Below are 19,564 nucleotides of genomic sequence, written 5' to 3'. Positions count from 1 at the left end.
CAAATAATGTATTATTCCTCTCGTGTTGCTGGATACACATGTGGAGGAACCCATGAGACTGCCCGTAAGTCGGCTGCTGTTGGCCGCATCCATGACTGCTTTCGTTGCGCAGATGGCTGCCGCACAGGACGTGACACTTGATGTTGTTGCATGGAAGGGCAACGAAGCCGAACCTGCCGGCCTCCCGCAGCTCATCGAAAAGTTCGAGAGCGAGAACCCCGGCATCAAGGTCGAGCTGAACTATGTTGCGCGCAAGGATGTGGACAAGGTTGTTCCTCCGCGCCTGCAAGGCGGCAATCCGCCGGATGTAACGATGGTCGATACCGCGCTGGACAAGCTTTGGGGCGACGCCGGATTTCTGACCGATCTCGGGCAGGACAGCGAATGGTACGGACGCATCGCCCCCCAGATGCGAGCCATCATCACGCCCGATGACAAGGTGCACATGATGCCGCTGGAAGTCATCGGCATGGGTAATTTCGTCAATCTCGATCTTCTGGAGAAGGCCGGCATCACCGACGTGCCGCTGACGGTGGAAGCAGTCAGGGAAGCCTGCAGAAGGCTCAACGAGGCAGGCATCAGCCCGATGATCTTTGCGGGTGGCTTTCCGGCCATGTTGTGGGTGGGCGCAAACGCGATCGATCCCGAAGGTGTCTCGCCTGCCGAATATGGCTCCGGCGAAAGGAAATTCGTCGGCGACGAGAACTTCGAGGCTTCGCTCAATTCGGTGCGCGAGCTAGTTGATGCGCAATGTTTCGATCCCAAACTGCAGGCAGGTCTTGATCCATGGTCGACCGCTATCGAGGAATTCATTGCCGGTCGCGTCGCGATGCTTCCCCATGGTGCATGGAACCTGAAGCGATTTTCTTCCATCGATGGCCTGAACTTCGCCTTCGCCCCCATGCCCAGCCGATACAGTGACAAGGGGCTGGCACTTGATCTCGTGGGGCCGGGTTGGGCCATCCCGACGGAGGCTTCGAATGCTGAGGCCGCACGCAAGTTCGTCGACTTCTTTGCCAAGCCGGAAAACCTAGACGTGCTCCTGCAGGAAGAAGGTGCCTACAGCCCCTTTGAAGGCGGCGCGAACGGCATGCCGGAGAATGCTAGCCTTTATGGCGAGGCTCGAGCTGCGGGGGAGGTAATCCTCTGGCCTTTCTCCACCCTCGAGTTCCCCAAGTCGCTGCAGAGCGAGTGGGAAGACGGCCTGACCGGCTTTCTTCTGAACCTCGACGCACCCAATGCCGACACGCTGCAGCGTTGGGATGACAATGTGGAAGACAATCTCTGAGAGCTCCTCCCGTGGCCAACCGGCGCTGCCTTGAATGGCAGTGCCGGAGCTGCGTTCGCTCAAGCAAGGGAGGCAAGGCATGTATCGCCGCCGATCTCTATATCTCTTCGCCTTGCCGGCGCTGATCGTCATAGCGATTTTCTTCATCTATCCGATCTGGCTGACGGGACAGATGAGCTTCACGAACTTTGCAGGCATTGGCGCTGCAGAAAATGTGGGCTGGAAGAACTATGAACGCATCTTCTCGCGCGCACGCTACAGCGACGCGATCTGGATAACGCTCCTGTTCACCGTGATTGTTGTTGCCGCCCTCACCGTCACCGGTCTGTTCTTTGCAGCACTGCTTCACCGCCTGCCACTGATCCGCAATTTCTGCCGGGCAGCGCTCTACACGCCGGCGATGATGTCATTCGTCGTCGTCGCCTATGTCTGGCAGTTCATCTACTCTCCGCTCAATGGCGGCCTGAACGCACTTCTGGAATCGGTCGGACTGGGCTTTTTGCAGCAAAACTGGCTGGGCGATCCTGATATCGCACTTTATGCGGTGGCATTCACGCAGATCTGGATGTTCACGGGCTTCACCTGCGCAATCTTCCTCGCTGGCTATTCCGGCATTCCCGAAGAGATCGAGGAATCCGCGCGGCTGGAAGGCGCATCATCCTGGCAACGCTTCCGCCATATCGAGCTGCCACTTCTTGCTCCAAGCATGACCGTGAGCATCATCCTGACGACCATCGGGACATTGAAGACCTTCGAATTGCCCTGGATCCTGACAAAGGGCGGACCTGATGGCGCGACACGCACCTTGAGTATCGAGATCATCGACAACCTCTTCGGGCAGTACAAGTTCGGCTTCGCCTCGGCCCTGTCGATGGTCATGCTCGTCATCGTGCTTGCCGTGGCCTTCGTTCAAAACAAGGTTCTGCGCGAGAGGGAGAAGGTGACATGAACAACAGCACCAAGGCGCTCCCCATGACGCACGACATTTCACGCGCGTTGCCCGGCGGCTCTTCGCTCAACCTGCGCAAACTGCGCTCCTTCCTTATTCACGCGGTGGTCCTGGCGCTGGTGGCCATCATGCTCCTGCCGCTGGTCTATATGGTCATGATGTCCTTCAAGACCGGGACCGAGATCGCGCAGGATCCGCTGGGCCTTCCCTCATCACTCTACTGGGGCAACTACATGAATGCCCTGGCCTCCATGGGCTACGCTCGCTCAGTCCTGAACTCCATCGGCATCACCATCTCTGTCATCGTGATCGTGGTCTTTGCCGGAGCGATGGCAGCCTATCCCCTGGCACGGCTGAACAATGGCTGGAGCCGGGCCATTGTCATGATCATGGCGCTGGGCCTTGCGACGCCGAATTTCGTGACCATCACGCCGATCTATGTGATCTTTCGCGATCTTGGCCTGCTGGACACCTATATCGGCATCATCCTTGCTTTCGCCGCACTGAAACTGCCGCTGGCCGTCTTCTTCTATACCGGCTTCATTGCCGCCATTCCGACCGAGCTTGAAGAGGCCGCAAGGCTCGACAACTGCAACAGCTGGCAGGTCTTCTGGCATGTCATCCGGCCCCTGCTCAGTCCGGTAACGGCAACACTCTCTCTCTTCGTTATGCTGATGGTGTGGAACGATTTCACCTATCCGCTGCTGCTTCTGACCGACAAGGAGAAGTTCACCGTCATGATCGCGGTCTACCGTTTCGTGGGAAATACCGGCATCGATCCCACGATGCTCTTCCCTGCAGCCGTTCTTGGTTCGCTCCCGCTGCTGATCCTGTTCGCCATCTTCCAGCGCCGTATCGTCTCCGGCGCAACCGCGGGAGCAGTGAAATGAGTCGGCTTCTGGAAGGACAGGTCATGATCGTCACGGGAGCTGCGGCCGGCATTGGCCGCGGCATCCTGCGCCAACTGGTACGCGCGGGAGCCGATGTCACAGGCTTTGACGTCAATCGCGACGGTGCAGATGCCGTGGAGAGCGAAGGCGGCCGCTTCATGCAGGTCGATGTGCGTGACCTCGACGCGCTTGATCATGCCATTCGCGTGGTGGACGAGAAACATGGGCCACTGCAGGGTCTCGTCAACAATGCGGGCATCACCATCAATGTCCCCTTTCTGGAAATGACCCGCGAGCAGATGGAAACGCTGTGGGAGATCAACCAGCGCTCCGTCCTTGCCGCCTGCCAGTCTGCCGCGCGCGTGATGGTTGAAAGCGGCACACGGGGAGCGATCGTCAACATCGCTTCCAATCACGCCCGATGCAGCAATCCGGGCATGGAAGCCTATGCGGGGACCAAGGGCGCGATCACCGCCCTTACCCGCGCAATGGCCTGGAGCCTCGGCCCCCACGGCATCCGCGTCAACGCGCTCTGCCCGGGCCTGACCATGACCGAGAAGGTGATCGAAGCCGCGCACGACCCTGAAACCGCACAAATGTTCAACAGCTGGCACGCGACGGGCGACCTCAACAGCGTGGAGGATGTGGGCAATGTCGCGGCATTTCTTCTAAGCGACCAATCCGCCTCCCTGACAGGCTCCGAGATCATCGCCGACAGGGGGATGTCCGGTTTTCTCGGTGCCCGCAGATCAGCAAGACAGGAATAGCTACATGTCCGAGGTAAAGCTTGAAAATGCCGTGAAGACCTATGGCTCCATCGAAGTCATTCATGGGGTCAACCTCACGGTAGAGCCGGGAGAGTTTTGCGTATTCGTGGGGCCATCGGGGTGCGGCAAATCCACATTGCTGCGCATGATTGCGGGGCTCGAGGACACGACCCGCGGGCGCATCTCGATTGGCGGTCGTGACGTTACCCATGCCGATCCCGCAAAACGCGGAGTGGCAATGGTGTTCCAGACCTATGCGCTCTACCCGCATATGACCGTTGCGCAGAACATGGGCTTTGGCTTGAAGATGGGCGGCACGCCGCGTGAGGAGATTGACGCGAAGGTGCGGGCTGCCGCGAACATCCTGAAGCTCAACGAATATCTGGACCGCAAGCCGAAGGCGCTGTCAGGTGGGCAGCGGCAGCGCGTGGCCATAGGCCGCGCCATCGTGCGCAATCCGGAGGTCTTTCTCTTCGACGAGCCGCTTTCCAATCTGGACGCGGAATTGCGCGTGCAGATGCGGCTTGAGATAGCAAGGCTCCACAAGGATCTGGGCGCGACCATGATCTATGTGACCCATGACCAGGTCGAGGCCATGACCATGGCAGACAAGATCGTCGTGCTGCGTGACGGCAAAGTCGAGCAACATGGCACACCGATGCAGCTTTATGCCGATCCGGACAATCTGTTCGTCGCGGGCTTCATCGGTTCACCCCGCATGAACTTCCTGGATGCACGCGTATGCGAGGGCGGACTGGTTGCGTTCAACGCTTTCCCGGAAGTGACATTCAGACCCACGACCACGAGCGAACTTCCCGTTGGCAGTACGGTGACGGTTGGACTGAGACCTGAACACTTCCAACCCCAAGGTCCGGTCAAGCTGTCAGTTCCAGTTGATGTGGTCGAGAATCTCGGCAGCGTCTCCTATGCCTATGGCCGCGCCGCGGAGAACGAGAACCCGCTGATCGTCGAGTGGCGGGATGCAGCTCCCGCCCAAGGCGTCATCCCCGCAGCGTTCGACCCGGCGGATGTATTGCTGTTCAACCGTGAAACGGGGCTGCGCATCCGATAGCGAGAGGGCGGGCGGACCTTCTCGTCCGCCCGCGTCCCCTCAGGCAGCCTCCCCAAGGCTCAATGCCGGCGTGATGATACCTTCGTCCTGGAGCTCCTGGTACAGAGCAAGCGGCACTGGTGCATTGAAGGAGGCAACGCAGTCTTCAACTTCCGCAACCGAGCGCATCCCTGGAACTATGGTTGCGACCGCCGGGTGAAGCAGCGGAAACTGTATGGCGGCAGCCGTCATGCTCACGCCATGAGCCGCGCAGATGTTGCGAACGCGTTCCAGACGTTGCAGCACCTCTCGGGAAGGCTTTCCATACATGTAGCGGGCATCCTGAGGGTTTTTGGAGACTAGCAGGCCTGATGCAAAGGGACTGCCCAGCAGGATCTTGATGCCGCGCCTTTCACATTCGGGCAGAAAACATTCGGCTGCAGCCTGATCGAGGAGATGGAGGTGACCGGCCATCATGAAGCAGTCGAAATCGCCTTCGCGCGCGAACCGGGCGCACATCTCCAGCGAGTTGTTTCCCACGCCCAGAGCCTTCACCACGCCCTCATCACGCAGGCGTTCAAGCGCGCGATATCCCTCGGACATGCATTTGCGGAAAAGCTCTTCCAGCGCGTCGGCTGCATGATTGGCCGGATCGATATTGTGAATGTGCAATATGTCCAGTGAAGCCAGGCCCAAGCGCTGAAGACTGTCTTCGACGCTGCGCATGATCCCGTCATGGCTGTAGTCATTTACGAGCGAGAACGGCAGCGGGTCGGCAAATATCCCGGCACTTGGATCGCCCTTCAATGCGCGGTCAGGTGCGGCTTTCAGGAGACGGCCGACCTTGGTGGAGACGGTGAAACCCTCACGTTCATACCCACGCAGAACCGCGCCGAGGCGGTGTTCCGCAAGACCATGACCATAAAGGGGTGCCACGTCGAAATAGCGGATCCCCAGCTCGTGTGCCCGCTTCACCGTTGCCTGTGCCTCTTCCTCTCCCAATGGCTCGGGATAATTGCCCAGCGGTACGCAGCCGAAGGCCAGCTTCGTGATCTCAAGACCATGACGCCCGATTGTTGCCGTGGGAAGAACTGAGTCAGACATGCGTAACTCCTGAAAGCGTTTCTGTCGGTTTGATACGGTAGAAGCGCAAGGCCGTGTCCCGGAATACCGGGCTCAGTGCTTTCTCTCCGCAGCCTTCCAAAACGATCTGCGCATAGGCGGTCAGAAGATCGGTGTAGGAAGAGAATAGGCCATCGACGGGAAAATTGCTGCCGAACATCACGCGCTCAGGTCCGAAACTTTCGAGAAGGTGCAGGACGAATGGCCGGAGGCTCCCCACGCTCCAGCGCCAGTCGCACATGGGTAGCCCACTCAGTTTCGCGGTCACATTGCTGCAGGCGGAAAGCGCGGCGATGCCGCGTCGCCATGCCGCCAGTCCCGCCTCGCTGCGGTCAAGCGGAAGCCCGGCATGCGTCAGCGCAAAAGAGAGCTCGGGCAGGTCTTGCACCAGTTCAACGGCGGCAGGCATAGTTTGTGCCGTGGTCTGCAGATCAAAGCTTAGCCCCGCTGCGGCAACCTTCTTCAACCCTTCGCGAAAGCGCGTGTCACGCATCAGTGCAGAGCCGGAAGGATTGCCTGGCCTTTGTGTCAGCATGCGAATTCCACGCAGCCGCGAATGCTGCTGATGCCTCGCAAGCACCTCATCACAATTAGCGGAGAGCAGATCGCAAAAGCCTACGATCGCACCGGGAAACCCGCAGTCGCGCGCAAGCCCCCCAAGCCAGGCCGTTTCGCCTTCTGGCTCCCTGCCCCCACGCCAATGGGCCTCTACATGCACCGTTGCCAGAAGGTCTATCGCTCCCGCATCCTTTCGCAAGTCCGCTGGCAGATAGCTGCGCCTGATAGCGCCATAGTCGCCAAAATGCGCCTTAACGGGTGCTTCTTGCAGCCAAGGATAGTGATTTTTCTCTAGATCCCAGAAATGGTGATGCGCGTCGACCACGGGACCGATCTGGAGCAGCAGATCTGGTTTCGAGGGAGCGTCCATCAACCGCCGCTTTCGAAGCCAAGAGGCCAGTGAGCCTCAATCGCCGCCATCCCCTGCGCCACGCCCTCAACGGCAAGAACAAGGCCCGAATACGGCGCTTGTTCCAGTGTCTCCCGCTCCAGCCCAACGGCGGCAGTCGTGATGTAGAGTGTAGAGAGATCGTCTCCGCCGAATGCGCAGCTTGTCGGGCGGGGAACAGGCAGGCGAATATCACGCAGATGGGAGCCATCGGGAGCGTAGCATCCCACTCGCCAGCCGTCCCAGAACGCCACCCACAGGCAACCGTCCCGGTCCACGGCCAGCCCATCTGGCTTTCCTTCCTCGTCGGCAAACCGGCGGAACAGCCGTCGCTCGCCGAGCTGCTCGTCCGCGTCGCATGCAAATACATAAATTTCCCGGCGCGCGCTGTCGGTCAAGTAGAAGCGGCTGCCATCGGGGCTCCAACCTAGCCCGTTCGACACGTAAAAACCTGATGCGATCCGCGCTGGCTCTCTATCGCCTCCGAAACAATAGAGCGACCCAACAGGTTCGGCCGCGCCCTTGTTCATTGTTCCAGCATGAATGTGGCCCTTCGGCGAGGTCTTGGCGTCGTTGAAGCGGTTGTTTGGAAGATCGGACTCCGGGTTGATGAAGGGCCCGAAAGCACCGCTCCCTTCATCCCAGGTTGCAAGACCACTTTCAGTGGCAAGCACGAGGCGACTCCCGCTCCCAAGCAGAACCGCGCTCACCAGCATGCCGACATCCGAGCAGGAGGTCACACCGGTGGAAGGAGCGTAGCGGCAAATCTTCTGGCCGATGATATCCACCCAACGAAGAACGCGTTCGCGATGATCCCAGATCGGGCCCTCCCCAAGCTCAAAACGGATACTGCTGATAGGCTTGGCTTCCACCCGGCTGCTTCCTCGGTTTTTGTACATTATTTTGATTATTTAATGCACAATATATGCTTCTTCACGCATTTTAAAGTGGTGGTTCTTGACAATTCTGGCTTGAGACAGCGATAAAAACTCAATGACAGATGCAGCTTCACCCCTTTCTCTCCAGACCGGCGATCAGACTGATCAACCGACGGTCTATGAACGCATTCGACATGACATTCTGGCTGGCAAGCTTGAGGCCAATGCGCGCCTGAAGATCAGCGAATTGGCAGAGCGGTTCCAGACTTCGACAAATCCCGTGCGGGAAGCGTTGCAGCAATTGCGTGGCGAAGGCCTTGTCATCTTCATGCCGAACCAGGGCGCAAGGGTGCGACCCATCGACATGGACTTCGTGCGCGATGTGAACGAGGTGGGGCTACAGCTTGAGCCCTATCTGTTGCGCTGGTTCGTGGAAACGGTCAGCCCGGAGGATATCGAGGCACTGGAGGCGATCCAGAGTGAGATCGAAGAGCTGAACTTCTCCGACAAGCCGCGCCACAGCCGCCTGAACGAACGCTTTCATCAGCTGATGTATGAGCGGCATTATAATCGCGTGGCCTACAATCTGTGGAAACAACACCGCGAGATCCTGTCGGCGATCAGCACGCGTATTCCGATTGCCATTGGCCGTCGCGAAGCGATCCTGAGCGAGCATCGCAAGCTCATCGAATGCATTCGTGCGCAGGATGTGGAGCAGGCGGCGAAGGTTCTTTACCATCACATCGAAGATGCCGGGCAGCATCTGGTCGATCAGCTGCGCATCGAGGAAATGCGCAAGCGGACGAGCCAGAGCCGCATTGCCTGAAAGCCCTGCGCCGTGGTTCCCGACCTTTCATCCGACCAAGCCCCGTGCTGCGCGGCCAAGCGCCCATCCGATGCAAGGCAGCAGTCCCGCACCCAGCCGATAGAAGCCACAACGCAAGACATACCACGCGACGTGGTGGAGGTGCCAGGAGGCACGGCCCTGACAGGCACGAACACGCCCTTTCTGCCCATGGACGGCGAAGGGCCGCTGCGCAGAGGCCGTGTGAAGACGCTCTATTGGGAGCGTGGCACCGTGACCAATGAGGCCTTTTCCCGCTTTGTCGAGGCGACCGGCTATATCACCGAAGCGGAACGGTTCGGCTGGTCCTTCGTCTTCCATCTGCATCTGGACGTGCCGGTGGAAACCACTGTGGGGATAAACGGTCAGGAATGGTGGCGCCGCGTTGACGGCGCAAGCTGGCGCTATCCCAACGGTCCGAACAAGGCCCCGTCGCTGCCCGATCATCCGGTTGTACAAGTTTCGTGGAATGACGCTTCAGCCTATGCGAAATGGGCGGGCGGGCGTCTGCCGAGCGAAGTCGAATGGGAACATGCCGCGCGTGGCGGTCTGGGTGACGTGCGCTACCCCTGGGGTGATGCAGATCCGCATGATGAGGGCAACCATTTCTGCAATATCTGGCAGGGCCACTTCCCGATGCACAACACGGCAGCGGATGGCTACGAGGCGACTGCGCCTGCAATCAGCTTTCAGCCCAACGGTTACGGGCTGTACAACATGGTCGGCAATGTCTGGCAGTGGACCGCTGATCCGTTCAAGCTGCGATCGGTCAAGAAAACGGCGCGGCAGGCGAATGCAAGACTTGCTGGCAACAAGCTTCTGAAAGGCGGTTCCTTTCTGTGCCACCGCAGCTATTGCTTCCGCTACCGCATAGCCGCAAGAACCGGCAACACGCCCGACAGTGCCAGCACCCATACGGGCTTCCGCATCGTCTATGATATGCGGCCCGACAAGGCCTGACCGCACCTGTCCTCTTCAGCTGAAGCTTGCCTGCACGCCGGGCGGCGGTGAGAAACCATAATCGCCGCGCGCCAGGATGGCGTTCGCGCCGCCAAGCTCCTCGATGCGCTGACGCTGATCGGCCATGGCCTGCTCGTGGACCGCCTTCGGGTCGAGCATCGTCAAAAGCTGCTTGCGGAGCGTTTCCCGGACCTGCGCAAATTCTGGCCAGTCGGCCAGATCCTGAAGCTCCTCGGGGTCGTCCTGCAGATCGAAAAGTTGCGCATCGTATTTGGCGTAGTGGACATATTTCCACCGCCCGCTGCGCAGCATGAAGGCCGCGCTTCGCGATCCCGTTCCGTGATATTCGGAGATCACCGGTGCCTCTTCAGGCGACAGCAAGTCAACGCGCCCGAATCCGTCCGCATTGCCCCCGGTTGATTGAAGGATGAAGCGGGACACATCGGTCAGGCAGCGCAGCTTGTCATTGACGGCGCCTTCCTCGACCTCCGGACCAGCCACGATCAGCGGAATGCCTACGGACTCCTCATACATCGTGCTCTTGCCCCACAAACCACGTGCGCCCAGATTGTCGCCGTGGTCGCTGGAATAGATGATGCGCGTTTCTTCCCCCAGACCCGCATCCTCGAGAGCCTGCAGGATCTGACCCACCTGATCGTCGATGAAACTGCACAGGGCCATGTAACCCCGGATCGCGCGCTTCACATCCTCTTCCGTTTTGAAATGTGTGTCATAGGCGAAGGTCGCGGCATAGTCGGCGAGATAGGGATGGTGCGGACGCTCTCCTTGCGCATAGAGCTTCGGCATGGGTATGTCCGCATCCGCGTAGCGCTCGTAATACTCCGCTGGTGCAGTGAGCGGGAAATGCGGGCAGACGAGGCTGACAAACAGTACCCATGGCTTGTTGCCATGCGATCCCACTTCGTTTCTCAGCCAGTTCTGGGCACGCCGCGAGATGTCCCGATCATAGGCCGTGTAGACGGATTCGCCGGGTCCCGCGAGGCCAGCCATTTTGTCTGCAGCACCCCGCGCGATGTTGCGGTCACGAATGAGACCGATGGCATCGCCGACACCACCCACAATGTTCATCGGCACTTCGCTTTCGCTGAAGCCATTGTCGTCGCTCTCGTGCCCGCGGAAATGCAACTTGCCGATGGAGCGGACATGATGTCCCTCGGCGCGCAGCCGGTGGTGCCAGCTTTCAATGGCTCCGTCATAGGCGTGGGCATTATCCCACGCCCTTATTTCACGCACCGGCTTGCCGGTGGCGAAGGCCGAGCGTGCAGGCACGCATAACGGACTGGGCGTGTAGGCATTGGTAAAGCGCGTGCCCCGTTCTGCCAAAGCGTCGAGATTGGGCGTCTTGACCAAGGGGTGGCCGTAGCAACCCAGCATCTTACGGCTGTGTTCATCTGCCATGATCACGAGAAGATTGCGTGGCTTCATAAGTTACCCCCCTTGCGTTCGGCGCGGATCGATTGACTAGGCGTCAGCTTGCCCCCACCAATGCGGCTAGCGCCTTGATCGCCGCGCGTGCATTGGTTCGTATCTGCTGCAGTTCCATTCCCGGCCGGTACAGGTCACTTCCCAAACCAAAACCATAGAGGCCTGCTGCGCCATAGGTTGCGAAATCATCTGGACAGACACCGCCAACGGCGTAACACCGCGTGTCAGTCGGCAGGACCGTCATGATTGCCTTGATGCCGGACGCCCCCAGCACGCTTGCGGGGAAGAATTTCAGCCCGCTCGCCCCCGCCGCCACGGCCTGATGGGCTTCCGATGGAGTGAACACACCGGGATAGACATGCATGGCCGCATTTCGGGCGGCCTGAATGACGGCCGTGTCAGTGTTGGGCGTAACGACCAGATTGGCGCCCAGGGCTTTCAGTCTTTCCACGTCACGCGGATGCAGGACCGTTCCTGCGCCAATCCTCGCATCCCCTTGCCCGTGCTCCTGCGCAACGCGCACGGCGATCTCGATGGAGCGGAAGGGATCCGGCGAGTTGAGCGGTATCTCGATTGCACGAAATCCTTCTTCGAGAAGCATAGCCACCGTCTCCTGCGTCTCCTCCGGGCGCAGGCCCCTCAGAATGGCCACAAGACGATGCGCGGTGTCGATATGGCTCATAACTGGCTCTCCCGAAGATCGCCAAAGGCATGCAGGGCGGCATTGTGAAGGCCCACCCGTGCCATGGCTTCCGAATTGATGAAATCGAAGTCGATGCCGGCAAGCGAGAAGGCTCTGCCATAGACCGCGCCCAGGCGTCCGGCAGAAAGCAGCGTCACTTTGTGGCGGCCAATGGCTTCGCGCATTCCCGCAATTTCAAGACCAATCAGCAGACCGGAAAGCTTCTGCTCCAGACCGTCCTGCGTCTCGGCGAAGAGCAGCGGCTCGGCTCGAAGCGAAAAGATCCGGCTCAACACCCGGTGGGGAGCCGCAAGGGCATCCTGCACCGCCTCGTCAAACCTCGTCCCGATCTCTTCGCGCTCTTTTCCGGTCAGGAAATGACGCAGGATCGAGCGCTCTTTCAGAAGTGCATAGATCTCGCCGGTCATTGCGGTAGTGAAGCCTTTCAGGCAACCATCCAGCACCAGCGCCCACTTTGAATGCGTTCCAGGCAGACAAACCACGCCGTTTACGCCATGCGCCTGAAAGGCCCCGAGAAGGATCGTCTCCTCCCCGCGCATCACATCCGGCGCCTCTTGCATGCGCTGGGCGATACCCGGCATGATGCGCACCGAGCGCTTGCTGCCGGGAACACGGGATGCATGTGCGGCCAGCGTGGCAAGCTGCGCTGGTGCATCAAGATATGGCACATGCACCCAGCCCTGCGCGGAACCGGCCATTCCGCAAATCATGACCGGAAGTGCTTCGGGCACTCCGAGTTCTCCGAGTTCTGATTCCAGAAGGCTGCAATATTCCTCCGGCCGCAGCGCATTCATTCCCGTACTGGAACGCTTTTCAGCCAGAACGGCGCCAGCCTTGTCGAGCACCCAAAGCCTGAAACTGGAGGTGCCCCAATCAACCACGACATGCTGCGCGTTTTTCATCGGCCCACGAGCTCCGGAACCAGGAGGTTGGGCAGAAACAGTGTGATCTGCGGAAACAGGATGACGGCTGCCAAAAGCAGGCAGAAGGCTCCGAAAAAGACCAATGTCCACCCCATCGCCTTGGACAGGGAGATTTCGGCGATCGTGCAGGAGAGCAGAAGGCTGATGCCATAGGGTGGCGTGATCTTTCCCACCGCCAACGCCATGACGATGAGAATGCCAAGCTGAAGCGGATCCGCTCCGATCGTGGATGCAACCGCAGCCAGAACCGGCACGAAGATGAGCATGGCCGGCGCCGGATCCATGAACGTCCCGAGAAACAGAAACAACAGCGTCGCCAGAAGGAGGAAAACGAGGGGGTTGGATGCGTGCGTCAGGAACAGATCGCCCGCAATGTCGAGGATGCCGTAAAACGAAAGCAGCCAGCCGAACAGTGTGGCCGTCCCGACGCAGAACATCACGATGGCCGTCAGCAGCGCCGTCTCGATGGCCACGTCGAGGATCATCGCGGCGGTGATCCTGCGATAGACGAAGAGACCCACCAGAATGACATAGACCGAGGCGACGGCTGCGGATTCGGTTGCCGTCATCACACCGGTCAAGATGCCGCCGATGATGACCAGAATAACCGATACCGGGATCAGTCCGCGCACGAGAATAGTGATTTTCTCGCGCAGCGGTATTTCGAGTTTGGTGCCAGGATCGATCCCCGTGCGGTGGGCATACCACCAGGCGATGCCGAGCTGCTGCAATCCGACAAGGATGCCGGGAAGATAGCCGGCAACGAAAAGCGCGCCAATCGAGACATTTGCTGAGGCACCATAGATCACCATCAGGATGGATGGCGGAACGATGGAGCCGATGGATGATGAGGCGGCTGTCAGCGAGGCGGAAAAGCCGCGCGAGTAGCCCTTCTTGTTCATGGCAGGGATCAGGATGGCACCGATGCCCGCAACATCTGCCGTCGAAGATCCCGAAACGCCGCCCATCAGCATCGAAGAGACGACATTGATGTGAGACAGTCCGCCCTTGATGCGCCCAACGATCAGGTCTGACAGGCGCACGATATCTTCGGTTATGCCGACGCGGTTCATCATCAGCGCGGCGAACATGAAGCCGGGGATGGCGAGCAACAGGAAGCTGTTGATGCCCGAATAGATCTTCAGTGGAAGAACCAGAAGCTCGAGAGCCGGATCCAGCGTGATAACCAGAACCGATGAAAACAGGAGCGAGAAAGCCAGCGGCAGGCCGAGCGAAAACAGGACCACGAAGCTTGCCAGCAGGGTGATGAGTGCAAAGCTGAAATCCATGTTCAGCGCTCCCACCCTGCATTGATGATGCGCTCTACCGCGAAGAGCGCGATCAGCAGGCTCCCGAGAAAGAGCGAGGCATAGATGTAGATCATGCGAATGCCGGTAGAGGGGTTCTTCTTCAAAAGCCCGAGTTCCAGAAAGGCGATGCTGGACCACGCCAGGACCAGCCCGCCCAGGGCGACGCCTGCCAGAATGACGATCTGATGGATTTTCACGCCCCGCTCGCTGAAGAGAACGGAGATGAGATCCACTTCGAAATGCTGGCGCCTGCGCACTGCAGTCGCACTCGCCAGCATGCACATCCACAAGAAGCAGAACGGAATGATGAACTGTATTTCCGGCCAGGATATGCCGAGCACATATCGATTGAGCACCTCGACAAAGAGGCAGCCCAGAAGGACGAGGCACAGCAATCCTGTCGCGCGCTCCAGCCAAAGCTGAAGACGGTCAAAAAGGCGGATCATGTTGAAAAGCTCCCGAATGGCGAGCGGCGCGTTTTTCGCCGCCCGCCAGGCAAGTTATTTCGCTGCAGCGATGGCCGCTGCCAGTTCCTCAAGGCCCTTGTCTTTCGCATAGGCCTCGACGACTGCAGTTGAAGCCTCGATCATGCGGTCCTTGTTCGGCTCGGTGAACACGACCTCATATTCGCTCTTCAGCTTCTCCATATTTTCCTGATCAAGGCGACCTTCGAGTTCCACATCGAAATCGGCAGCCTCCTTCGCCGCCTCACGAACGGCGTCCTGCTGCTCAGGTGTCAGGCGCGACAGCTTGGCTGCATTGCCCACGAGCGGCCGAACCGTGATGGAATGCTGGGTGAGCGACACATTCTTGGCAACTTCCGCCCAACGTGCAGTGGTGAAGGTCGAGAACTCGTTTTCCGCACCGTCAACAACGCCGGTCTGAAGCGCCGTGTAGACCTCGGGAAATGCAACGACCGATCCGAGCGCACCGAGCGACTTCCACCAGTTGAGCATCACGTCCCATTCCCAGGTACGCATCTTCAGCCCATCAAGATCCTCGATGCCGGAGATGGTCGCCTTGGTGGTGATCATGTTGCGCTGGGCACCGCCCATATAGCCCAGAATGGAAACACCGGTGGCTTCCTCATACTGCTGGGCGATCTGCGCCCCCACCTCGCCGCGGGTCACATTCATCATGTGTTCCTTGCTGGCGAAGATGTAGGGCAATTCCAGAATGCCGGTGACATCCGCATATTCGGCCATCACGCCGGGTGTGGAGATGGTGAAGTCGATCATCCCGGTCTGGACAGCATCCAGCAGTTCCGGGTTGGAGCCGAGCGCACCATTGTCGGACACGGTGACCTCAACCGCACCATCCGTCTTTTCGGAGACGAGCTTGGCGAATTCGCGCGCCGAGACGGAGTGCGGGTGGTCGCTTGGTGTAACCACACCGATTTTCAGCGTGACATCTGCAGCCAGCGCTGCCGAGCCTGAAGTTGCAAGCAGTGTTGCGCCCATGAGCGCGCGAATGAAGGTTTTGGTCATGGATTTCCTCCCTTTGATGATCAATGGATTTCGTATCTCGCGATGAAGTCGCGGTCGGGCTCGATGCCCAGCCCCGGCCCTGTGGGCACGGCGGCGCGGCCACCATTGCGAGCGACCTGCCCCTGGATATCCAGAGGGGTCGTCAAAAGCTCGTCGCGGAACTTGTTGTCGGTGGTGTCGAATTCGAGCATCGGCTCGCGCGGGAACAACCCCCCGGGCAATGGCGGCATGGCGGCGAGGAGTTGAAGGTTCGTGGCAACCGCCACCGCCGAACCCCAGACATGGTTCACGACCGGCGTGAAATGCGCGTGGCAGAGGGCAAGAACACGCAGATATTCCGAGATGCCACCGATGGCGCAGACTTCCGGCTGCGCGATGTCGAGGCCGCGAGCCTCCAGAAGCTTGCGCCAGCCCCAGCGATTGAACTCTGCCTCACCGCCTGAAATGTTGACCTTCAATCCGGCGCGAAGCTCGCGATATCCGTCGAGATCTTCCGGAGCGATCGGCTCTTCGAACCAGTAGGCGCCCAGTTCTTCGAGTGCCTTGCCGACATAGAAGGCATCGGAGGTCGTGTAGCAATGATTGGCATCGGCCATGAAGTCGAAGTCGTCGCCAACGCCCTTGCGCACGGCCTGTGCAAGACGCACATCGTCCTTCGCCCCCAGACCGATCTTCATCTTGGTTGCGACGAAACCCATGGCCTTGATGGCCGCAGCCTCATCGGTAAAGCGCGCGCACATGCTGTCCGCGTCTTCACGGCGCAGCATCATGCCATAGCCATAGACGGGAACACTGGTGCGGTGCGCACCGCCAATCAGCTTGTGGATCGGCAGGCCGGCAACCTTTCCGGCAATGTCCCAGAGCGCGATATCAACGCCGGAAAGCGCCTGCAGCGGCATGCCCTTCTGACCGTGGTCCCGCAGAAGATTGTAGACCTTGTGCCAAATAACGTCGCGATCCATCGGATCGTCGCCCAGCACCATGGGCTGAATGACCCGCTCCACGATACCCTTGTTGGCAAGCGCCACATTGCCCGGCCCGAAACATTCCCCCCAGCCGGTTATGCCTTCGTCTGTCTCCACCTCGACGAGATGGGCGGTACGCTTCGCATAATATTGCTGGGAGTAGCCCAGTTCCTCCGGCAGGTCATATTGGAGGACGTGGCTCTTGATGCTTGTGATCTTCATTGGGGCTTTTACGCTGTGTTGGCGCGCGTGATGCGCTTGATTGCGAGATAGTCGTGAAGAGCAAGGTGGGAGCAGTCACAGCCGATGCCCGACTGCTTGATGCCGCCATGTGGCAGATCGATCGCGTATTTCACGCCGTTGATCTGCACCTCTCCAAAGCGCAGTCTGGCTGCGCAACGCTCGGCCTTCGCCAGATCTCTGGTGAAAACATAGGCCGTGAGTCCGGCATCGGTGTTGTTGGCTTCTGTCAGTCCTTCAGCCTCGTTCGAGAACCGCAGGAGACTGATGACAGGGCCGAATACCTCCTCGCCGTAGATACGGGCGGATCTGGAAACACCAGAGAGGACGGTTGGTTCGTAAAAGCTGCCGACGTCAGGCTTCTCCGGCCGCTGCCCGCCGGTCAGAAGCTGCGCGCCATGTGAGAGCGCGTCACGTACCAGAGCATCCACACGAGCTAGCGCACCATCATCGATGAGCGGGCCCATATCCACGTCTTCATCGCGTCCGAACCCAACGCGCACAGCCTTCGCCCGCTCGACCAGTTTAGCCGCAAACTGCTCGGCAACGGCCTCATGCACATAGACACGGTTGGGTGCGACGCAGACCTGGCCCGTATTGCCGAATTTGAGTGCAGCAACGATTTCGGCGGCAAGATCAAGATCAGCATCATCGAACACAAGAGCCGGGGCATTGCCACCAAGCTCCATCGAGTAGCGCTTGATGGAGCTGGCACCCACCTTCATGATGTGCCGACCCGTCTGGGTCGAACCGATCAGGGTCAGAAGCGCGGGTATGGGCGATGCCGACAGCGTGTCACCAATTTCGGGATCATCGCCGCAGATGATGTTGACAGCACCTTTCGGTAGACCGATCTGGTGGCAAAGTTCACCCACCGCATAGGCAGCGAGCGGTGTCTTGGGACTGGGTTTGATGATGATCGGACAGCCGGCCGCCATGGCGGGGCCGAGTTTGAAGGCGAGATTCAGGAGCGGGAAGTTCCAGGCAATATAGGCGACCACCACACCCACCGGCTCATGAACCAGCGCATGTTGGTGGCTACCCTCGCGATCGGGAATGCTCTCCTCGCGAAAGCGGGTTATCTCGTCAGCGTAAAATTGGAGCGCGTTTACGAGACTTTCGAAATCTTCCTGCGTCGCTGCCCAGCTCTTGCCCGTTTCAAGATGCACGCACTCACGCAGATGCTCCTCATTGGCGATAACGGCATCGCGCAACTTGTTCATCCAGGCAATGCGCTCTGCCAGTGGCAATCGCGCCCAGCTTTCGAATGCATCATCAGCGGCCTTGAGGGCCTGAAGGGCATGCTTGACATCCGCCCAAGCGGCGCTGCCGATCCGCTCGCCCGTGCCGGGGCAGGTGACCAGGCGATGCGATGCGCTCACAAGTTCGCCATTGATATACATGCTTTTTTCAAAGCCCATCTTCATGGCCCTTCCCTGCTGGATTTGGCAAAAGGCTCCCCGCGCACGGACCAGCCATCCGCGCTCCAAACCCTCAATTTTCTGAACCCACGTCTTCAGACAAAGCTTCGCCGGCACGCTGCAGCCGGACCGCAGCGCTCAACCGCGTTTGAGAAGACAGGTGGAAGCCGGTCCTGCCGGCGGCACAGCTAGTTCAGCGTGTGCGACAGTCGCCTAGTCGTCATTCAGCTTTCCTCCCAGCCGCTGGCGCGTGTCGGCCAGAAGCAGTTCCATGTTTTTTTCTGCCGCATCGCCATCGCGCGCCAGGATGGCGTCCGCCACGTCCCGGTGGAAGGGGATCGAAGCCGCATTCTCGCGCGGGTCGCGATTGGTCAGTCGGATCGAACCCAGGAGAGCGGAATAGATCACCCCCTCCATGGCCCGGATAAACTCGTTGTCCGCCGCCCGCAGGATCGCCCGGTGAAAGAGCGCGTCGGCAATGACGAAATCTTCCATGGAGCCCTTTTCAGCCTCCATGCGCGCTTGCGCATCGCGAATAAGCTGATGCCCCTCTTCCGTGCCGCGCTCAGCCGCCCAGCGTGCCGCCTTGGGCTCAATCACACGCCTGAAGTCGGTCAGCTGTCGCAGGAAGGCAGGCTTGGGCGGCGCCGACTGGTGCCAGGCAAGCACATCATCATCCAATAGCCCCCATGCCACCCGCTCGCGAACCTTGGTACCGATGCCGCGACGCACCTCAAGCAGCCCCTTGCCGACCAGTATCTTGACCGCATCGCGTATGACGGAACGACTGACCTGGTAGCGCTCTGCCAAGGCCCCCTCGTCTTCGACAAGGGCACCAGGAGCATAATGCCCGGCAACAACCCGCCGCCCGATCTCGCGGGCTATTTGCGTGGACAGACTTGGCGCGAGACCTGCAGATTCACGCAGGTCGTAAAACATCATCTCATTCATGTGTTCATATTAAACATATGATGTTTGTTGTGTAAAGTGATATTCCCCGCAAGTGAATTTGCCTCCCAGCTGAAGCTCAAATCTCCGCGATACGGAAGGGCTAAGCGACGCTTTGTGTTCACGTGCACTTTTCAGGATATGGCTGCATGTAACACATCTGATACGATGTGTAATTTGCCGGTGCGGTGCGCGAAGTGCACTGGCTGCCAAGCTTTTACGATAAACGGGGAAATTCTGCTTGAAGAGGCAGCAATAATCAGTTGTGGCGAAGCGAGAAGCTGGCTTGTTTGAGGCGCTTGTTTGAGGCGAGGGTTTTCAGCGTATTCGCTTCATGGAGCGTTTGATGGCTGCGCTTGAATCAAAAAAAGCGCTCGTTTGAGCGCTTTTGGAATGATTTGGTTGCGGGGGCAGGATTTGAACCTG

Annotated in this window: 19 protein-coding genes; 7 read left to right on the top strand and 12 right to left on the bottom strand. The window is 59.3% G+C overall.

The genetic code is table 11. The features are described 5' to 3' along the window. The first annotated feature begins 52 nt into the window (after positions 1-52). The 5 genes from WA367_RS04190 to WA367_RS04170 all read left to right on the top strand — a co-directional run bounded on the left by WA367_RS04190 (position 53) and on the right by WA367_RS04170 (position 4,966). Complete coding sequence (locus WA367_RS04190; RefSeq protein ID WP_336055549.1) at positions 53-1,288, top strand: ABC transporter substrate-binding protein; 1,236 nt, start codon at positions 53-55, stop codon at positions 1,286-1,288. 79 nt (positions 1,289-1,367) lie between these two features. Then, a complete protein-coding gene (locus WA367_RS04185; RefSeq protein ID WP_336055548.1) occupies positions 1,368-2,237 on the top strand; it encodes a carbohydrate ABC transporter permease in 870 nt (289 codons plus the stop codon). After that, positions 2,234-3,127, top strand: coding sequence for a carbohydrate ABC transporter permease (locus WA367_RS04180; RefSeq protein WP_336055547.1), 894 nt, complete (start codon positions 2,234-2,236; stop codon positions 3,125-3,127). Before WA367_RS04185 ends, WA367_RS04180 begins: the two co-directional genes overlap by 4 nt. Next, positions 3,124-3,894: an SDR family NAD(P)-dependent oxidoreductase gene (locus WA367_RS04175; RefSeq protein WP_336055546.1), complete on the top strand. Its 771-nt coding sequence runs from the start codon at positions 3,124-3,126 to the stop codon at positions 3,892-3,894. The genes WA367_RS04180 and WA367_RS04175 overlap by 4 nt, the downstream gene beginning before the upstream one ends. Before the next feature lie 4 nt (positions 3,895-3,898). Then, positions 3,899-4,966 carry an ABC transporter ATP-binding protein gene (locus WA367_RS04170; protein ID WP_336055545.1) on the top strand — a complete coding sequence of 356 codons (1,068 nt, stop codon included), beginning with the start codon at positions 3,899-3,901 and terminating at the stop codon, positions 4,964-4,966. Between the two features lie 39 nt (positions 4,967-5,005). Here the strand turns inward: WA367_RS04170 and WA367_RS04165 are convergent, their stop codons facing one another. Genes WA367_RS04165 through WA367_RS04155 form a run of 3 tightly spaced genes read right to left on the bottom strand, consistent with a single transcriptional unit; the run spans position 5,006 to position 7,885 of the window. Then, on the bottom strand, positions 5,006-6,049 hold the full coding sequence (locus tag WA367_RS04165) for an aldo/keto reductase (RefSeq protein ID WP_336055544.1): 1,044 nt from the start codon (positions 6,047-6,049) through the stop codon (positions 5,006-5,008). Beyond that, positions 6,042-6,995, bottom strand: coding sequence for an amidohydrolase family protein (locus WA367_RS04160; protein WP_336055543.1), 954 nt, complete (start codon positions 6,993-6,995; stop codon positions 6,042-6,044). Before WA367_RS04160 ends, WA367_RS04165 begins: the two co-directional genes overlap by 8 nt. Further along, positions 6,995-7,885, bottom strand: a complete 891-nt coding sequence (locus tag WA367_RS04155; protein WP_336055542.1) for an SMP-30/gluconolactonase/LRE family protein — start codon at positions 7,883-7,885, stop codon at positions 6,995-6,997. Before WA367_RS04155 ends, WA367_RS04160 begins: the two co-directional genes overlap by 1 nt. A gap of 121 nt (positions 7,886-8,006) precedes the next feature. Here WA367_RS04155 and WA367_RS04150 point away from each other — a divergent pair, with 121 nt between their 5' ends. Both WA367_RS04150 and WA367_RS04145 read left to right on the top strand, forming a co-directional pair. Next, complete coding sequence (locus WA367_RS04150) at positions 8,007-8,717, top strand: GntR family transcriptional regulator (protein WP_336055541.1); 711 nt, start codon at positions 8,007-8,009, stop codon at positions 8,715-8,717. Between the two features lie 141 nt (positions 8,718-8,858). After that, positions 8,859-9,695 carry a formylglycine-generating enzyme family protein gene (locus WA367_RS04145; RefSeq protein ID WP_336055540.1) on the top strand — a complete coding sequence of 279 codons (837 nt, stop codon included), beginning with the start codon at positions 8,859-8,861 and terminating at the stop codon, positions 9,693-9,695. A gap of 15 nt (positions 9,696-9,710) precedes the next feature. Here the strand turns inward: WA367_RS04145 and WA367_RS04140 are convergent, their stop codons facing one another. The 9 genes from WA367_RS04140 to WA367_RS04100 all read right to left on the bottom strand — a co-directional run bounded on the left by WA367_RS04140 (position 9,711) and on the right by WA367_RS04100 (position 19,141). Then, positions 9,711-11,141, bottom strand: a complete 1,431-nt coding sequence (locus WA367_RS04140) for a sulfatase-like hydrolase/transferase (protein WP_336055539.1) — start codon at positions 11,139-11,141, stop codon at positions 9,711-9,713. Between the two features lie 43 nt (positions 11,142-11,184). Beyond that, entirely contained in the window at positions 11,185-11,823 is a 639-nt protein-coding gene (locus tag WA367_RS04135) for a 2-dehydro-3-deoxy-6-phosphogalactonate aldolase (protein WP_336055538.1), read from the bottom strand. Continuing rightward, the gene (locus WA367_RS04130; protein ID WP_336055537.1) at positions 11,820-12,746 is read right to left on the bottom strand and encodes a 2-dehydro-3-deoxygalactonokinase; all 927 of its coding nucleotides are present in this window, start codon (positions 12,744-12,746) and stop codon (positions 11,820-11,822) included. Before WA367_RS04130 ends, WA367_RS04135 begins: the two co-directional genes overlap by 4 nt. Then, positions 12,743-14,056: a TRAP transporter large permease gene (locus WA367_RS04125; protein WP_336055536.1), complete on the bottom strand. Its 1,314-nt coding sequence runs from the start codon at positions 14,054-14,056 to the stop codon at positions 12,743-12,745. The genes WA367_RS04130 and WA367_RS04125 overlap by 4 nt, the downstream gene beginning before the upstream one ends. Before the next feature lie 2 nt (positions 14,057-14,058). After that, positions 14,059-14,523 (bottom strand): TRAP transporter small permease, encoded by a 465-nt coding sequence (locus WA367_RS04120; protein ID WP_336055535.1) that lies wholly within the window; start codon positions 14,521-14,523, stop codon positions 14,059-14,061. Between the two features lie 54 nt (positions 14,524-14,577). Continuing rightward, complete coding sequence (locus tag WA367_RS04115; protein WP_336055534.1) at positions 14,578-15,564, bottom strand: TRAP transporter substrate-binding protein; 987 nt, start codon at positions 15,562-15,564, stop codon at positions 14,578-14,580. A gap of 20 nt (positions 15,565-15,584) precedes the next feature. After that, on the bottom strand, positions 15,585-16,751 hold the full coding sequence (locus WA367_RS04110) for a mandelate racemase/muconate lactonizing enzyme family protein (protein WP_336055533.1): 1,167 nt from the start codon (positions 16,749-16,751) through the stop codon (positions 15,585-15,587). Positions 16,752-16,759: 8 nt separating this feature from the next. Continuing rightward, positions 16,760-18,196, bottom strand: a complete 1,437-nt coding sequence (locus WA367_RS04105) for an NAD-dependent succinate-semialdehyde dehydrogenase (protein ID WP_336055532.1) — start codon at positions 18,194-18,196, stop codon at positions 16,760-16,762. A gap of 207 nt (positions 18,197-18,403) precedes the next feature. Continuing rightward, a complete protein-coding gene (locus WA367_RS04100; protein ID WP_336055531.1) occupies positions 18,404-19,141 on the bottom strand; it encodes a FadR/GntR family transcriptional regulator in 738 nt (245 codons plus the stop codon). Positions 19,142-19,564: the final 423 nt, after the last annotated feature.

Origin of the sequence: Nitratireductor sp. CH_MIT9313-5 (assembly GCF_037029545.1) — a bacterium.
Classification (GTDB): Bacteria; Pseudomonadota; Alphaproteobacteria; order Rhizobiales; family Rhizobiaceae; genus Chelativorans.
The sequence above is the reverse complement of the archived record's forward strand: the minus strand, read 5'-3'. Positions and strand labels throughout refer to the sequence as shown.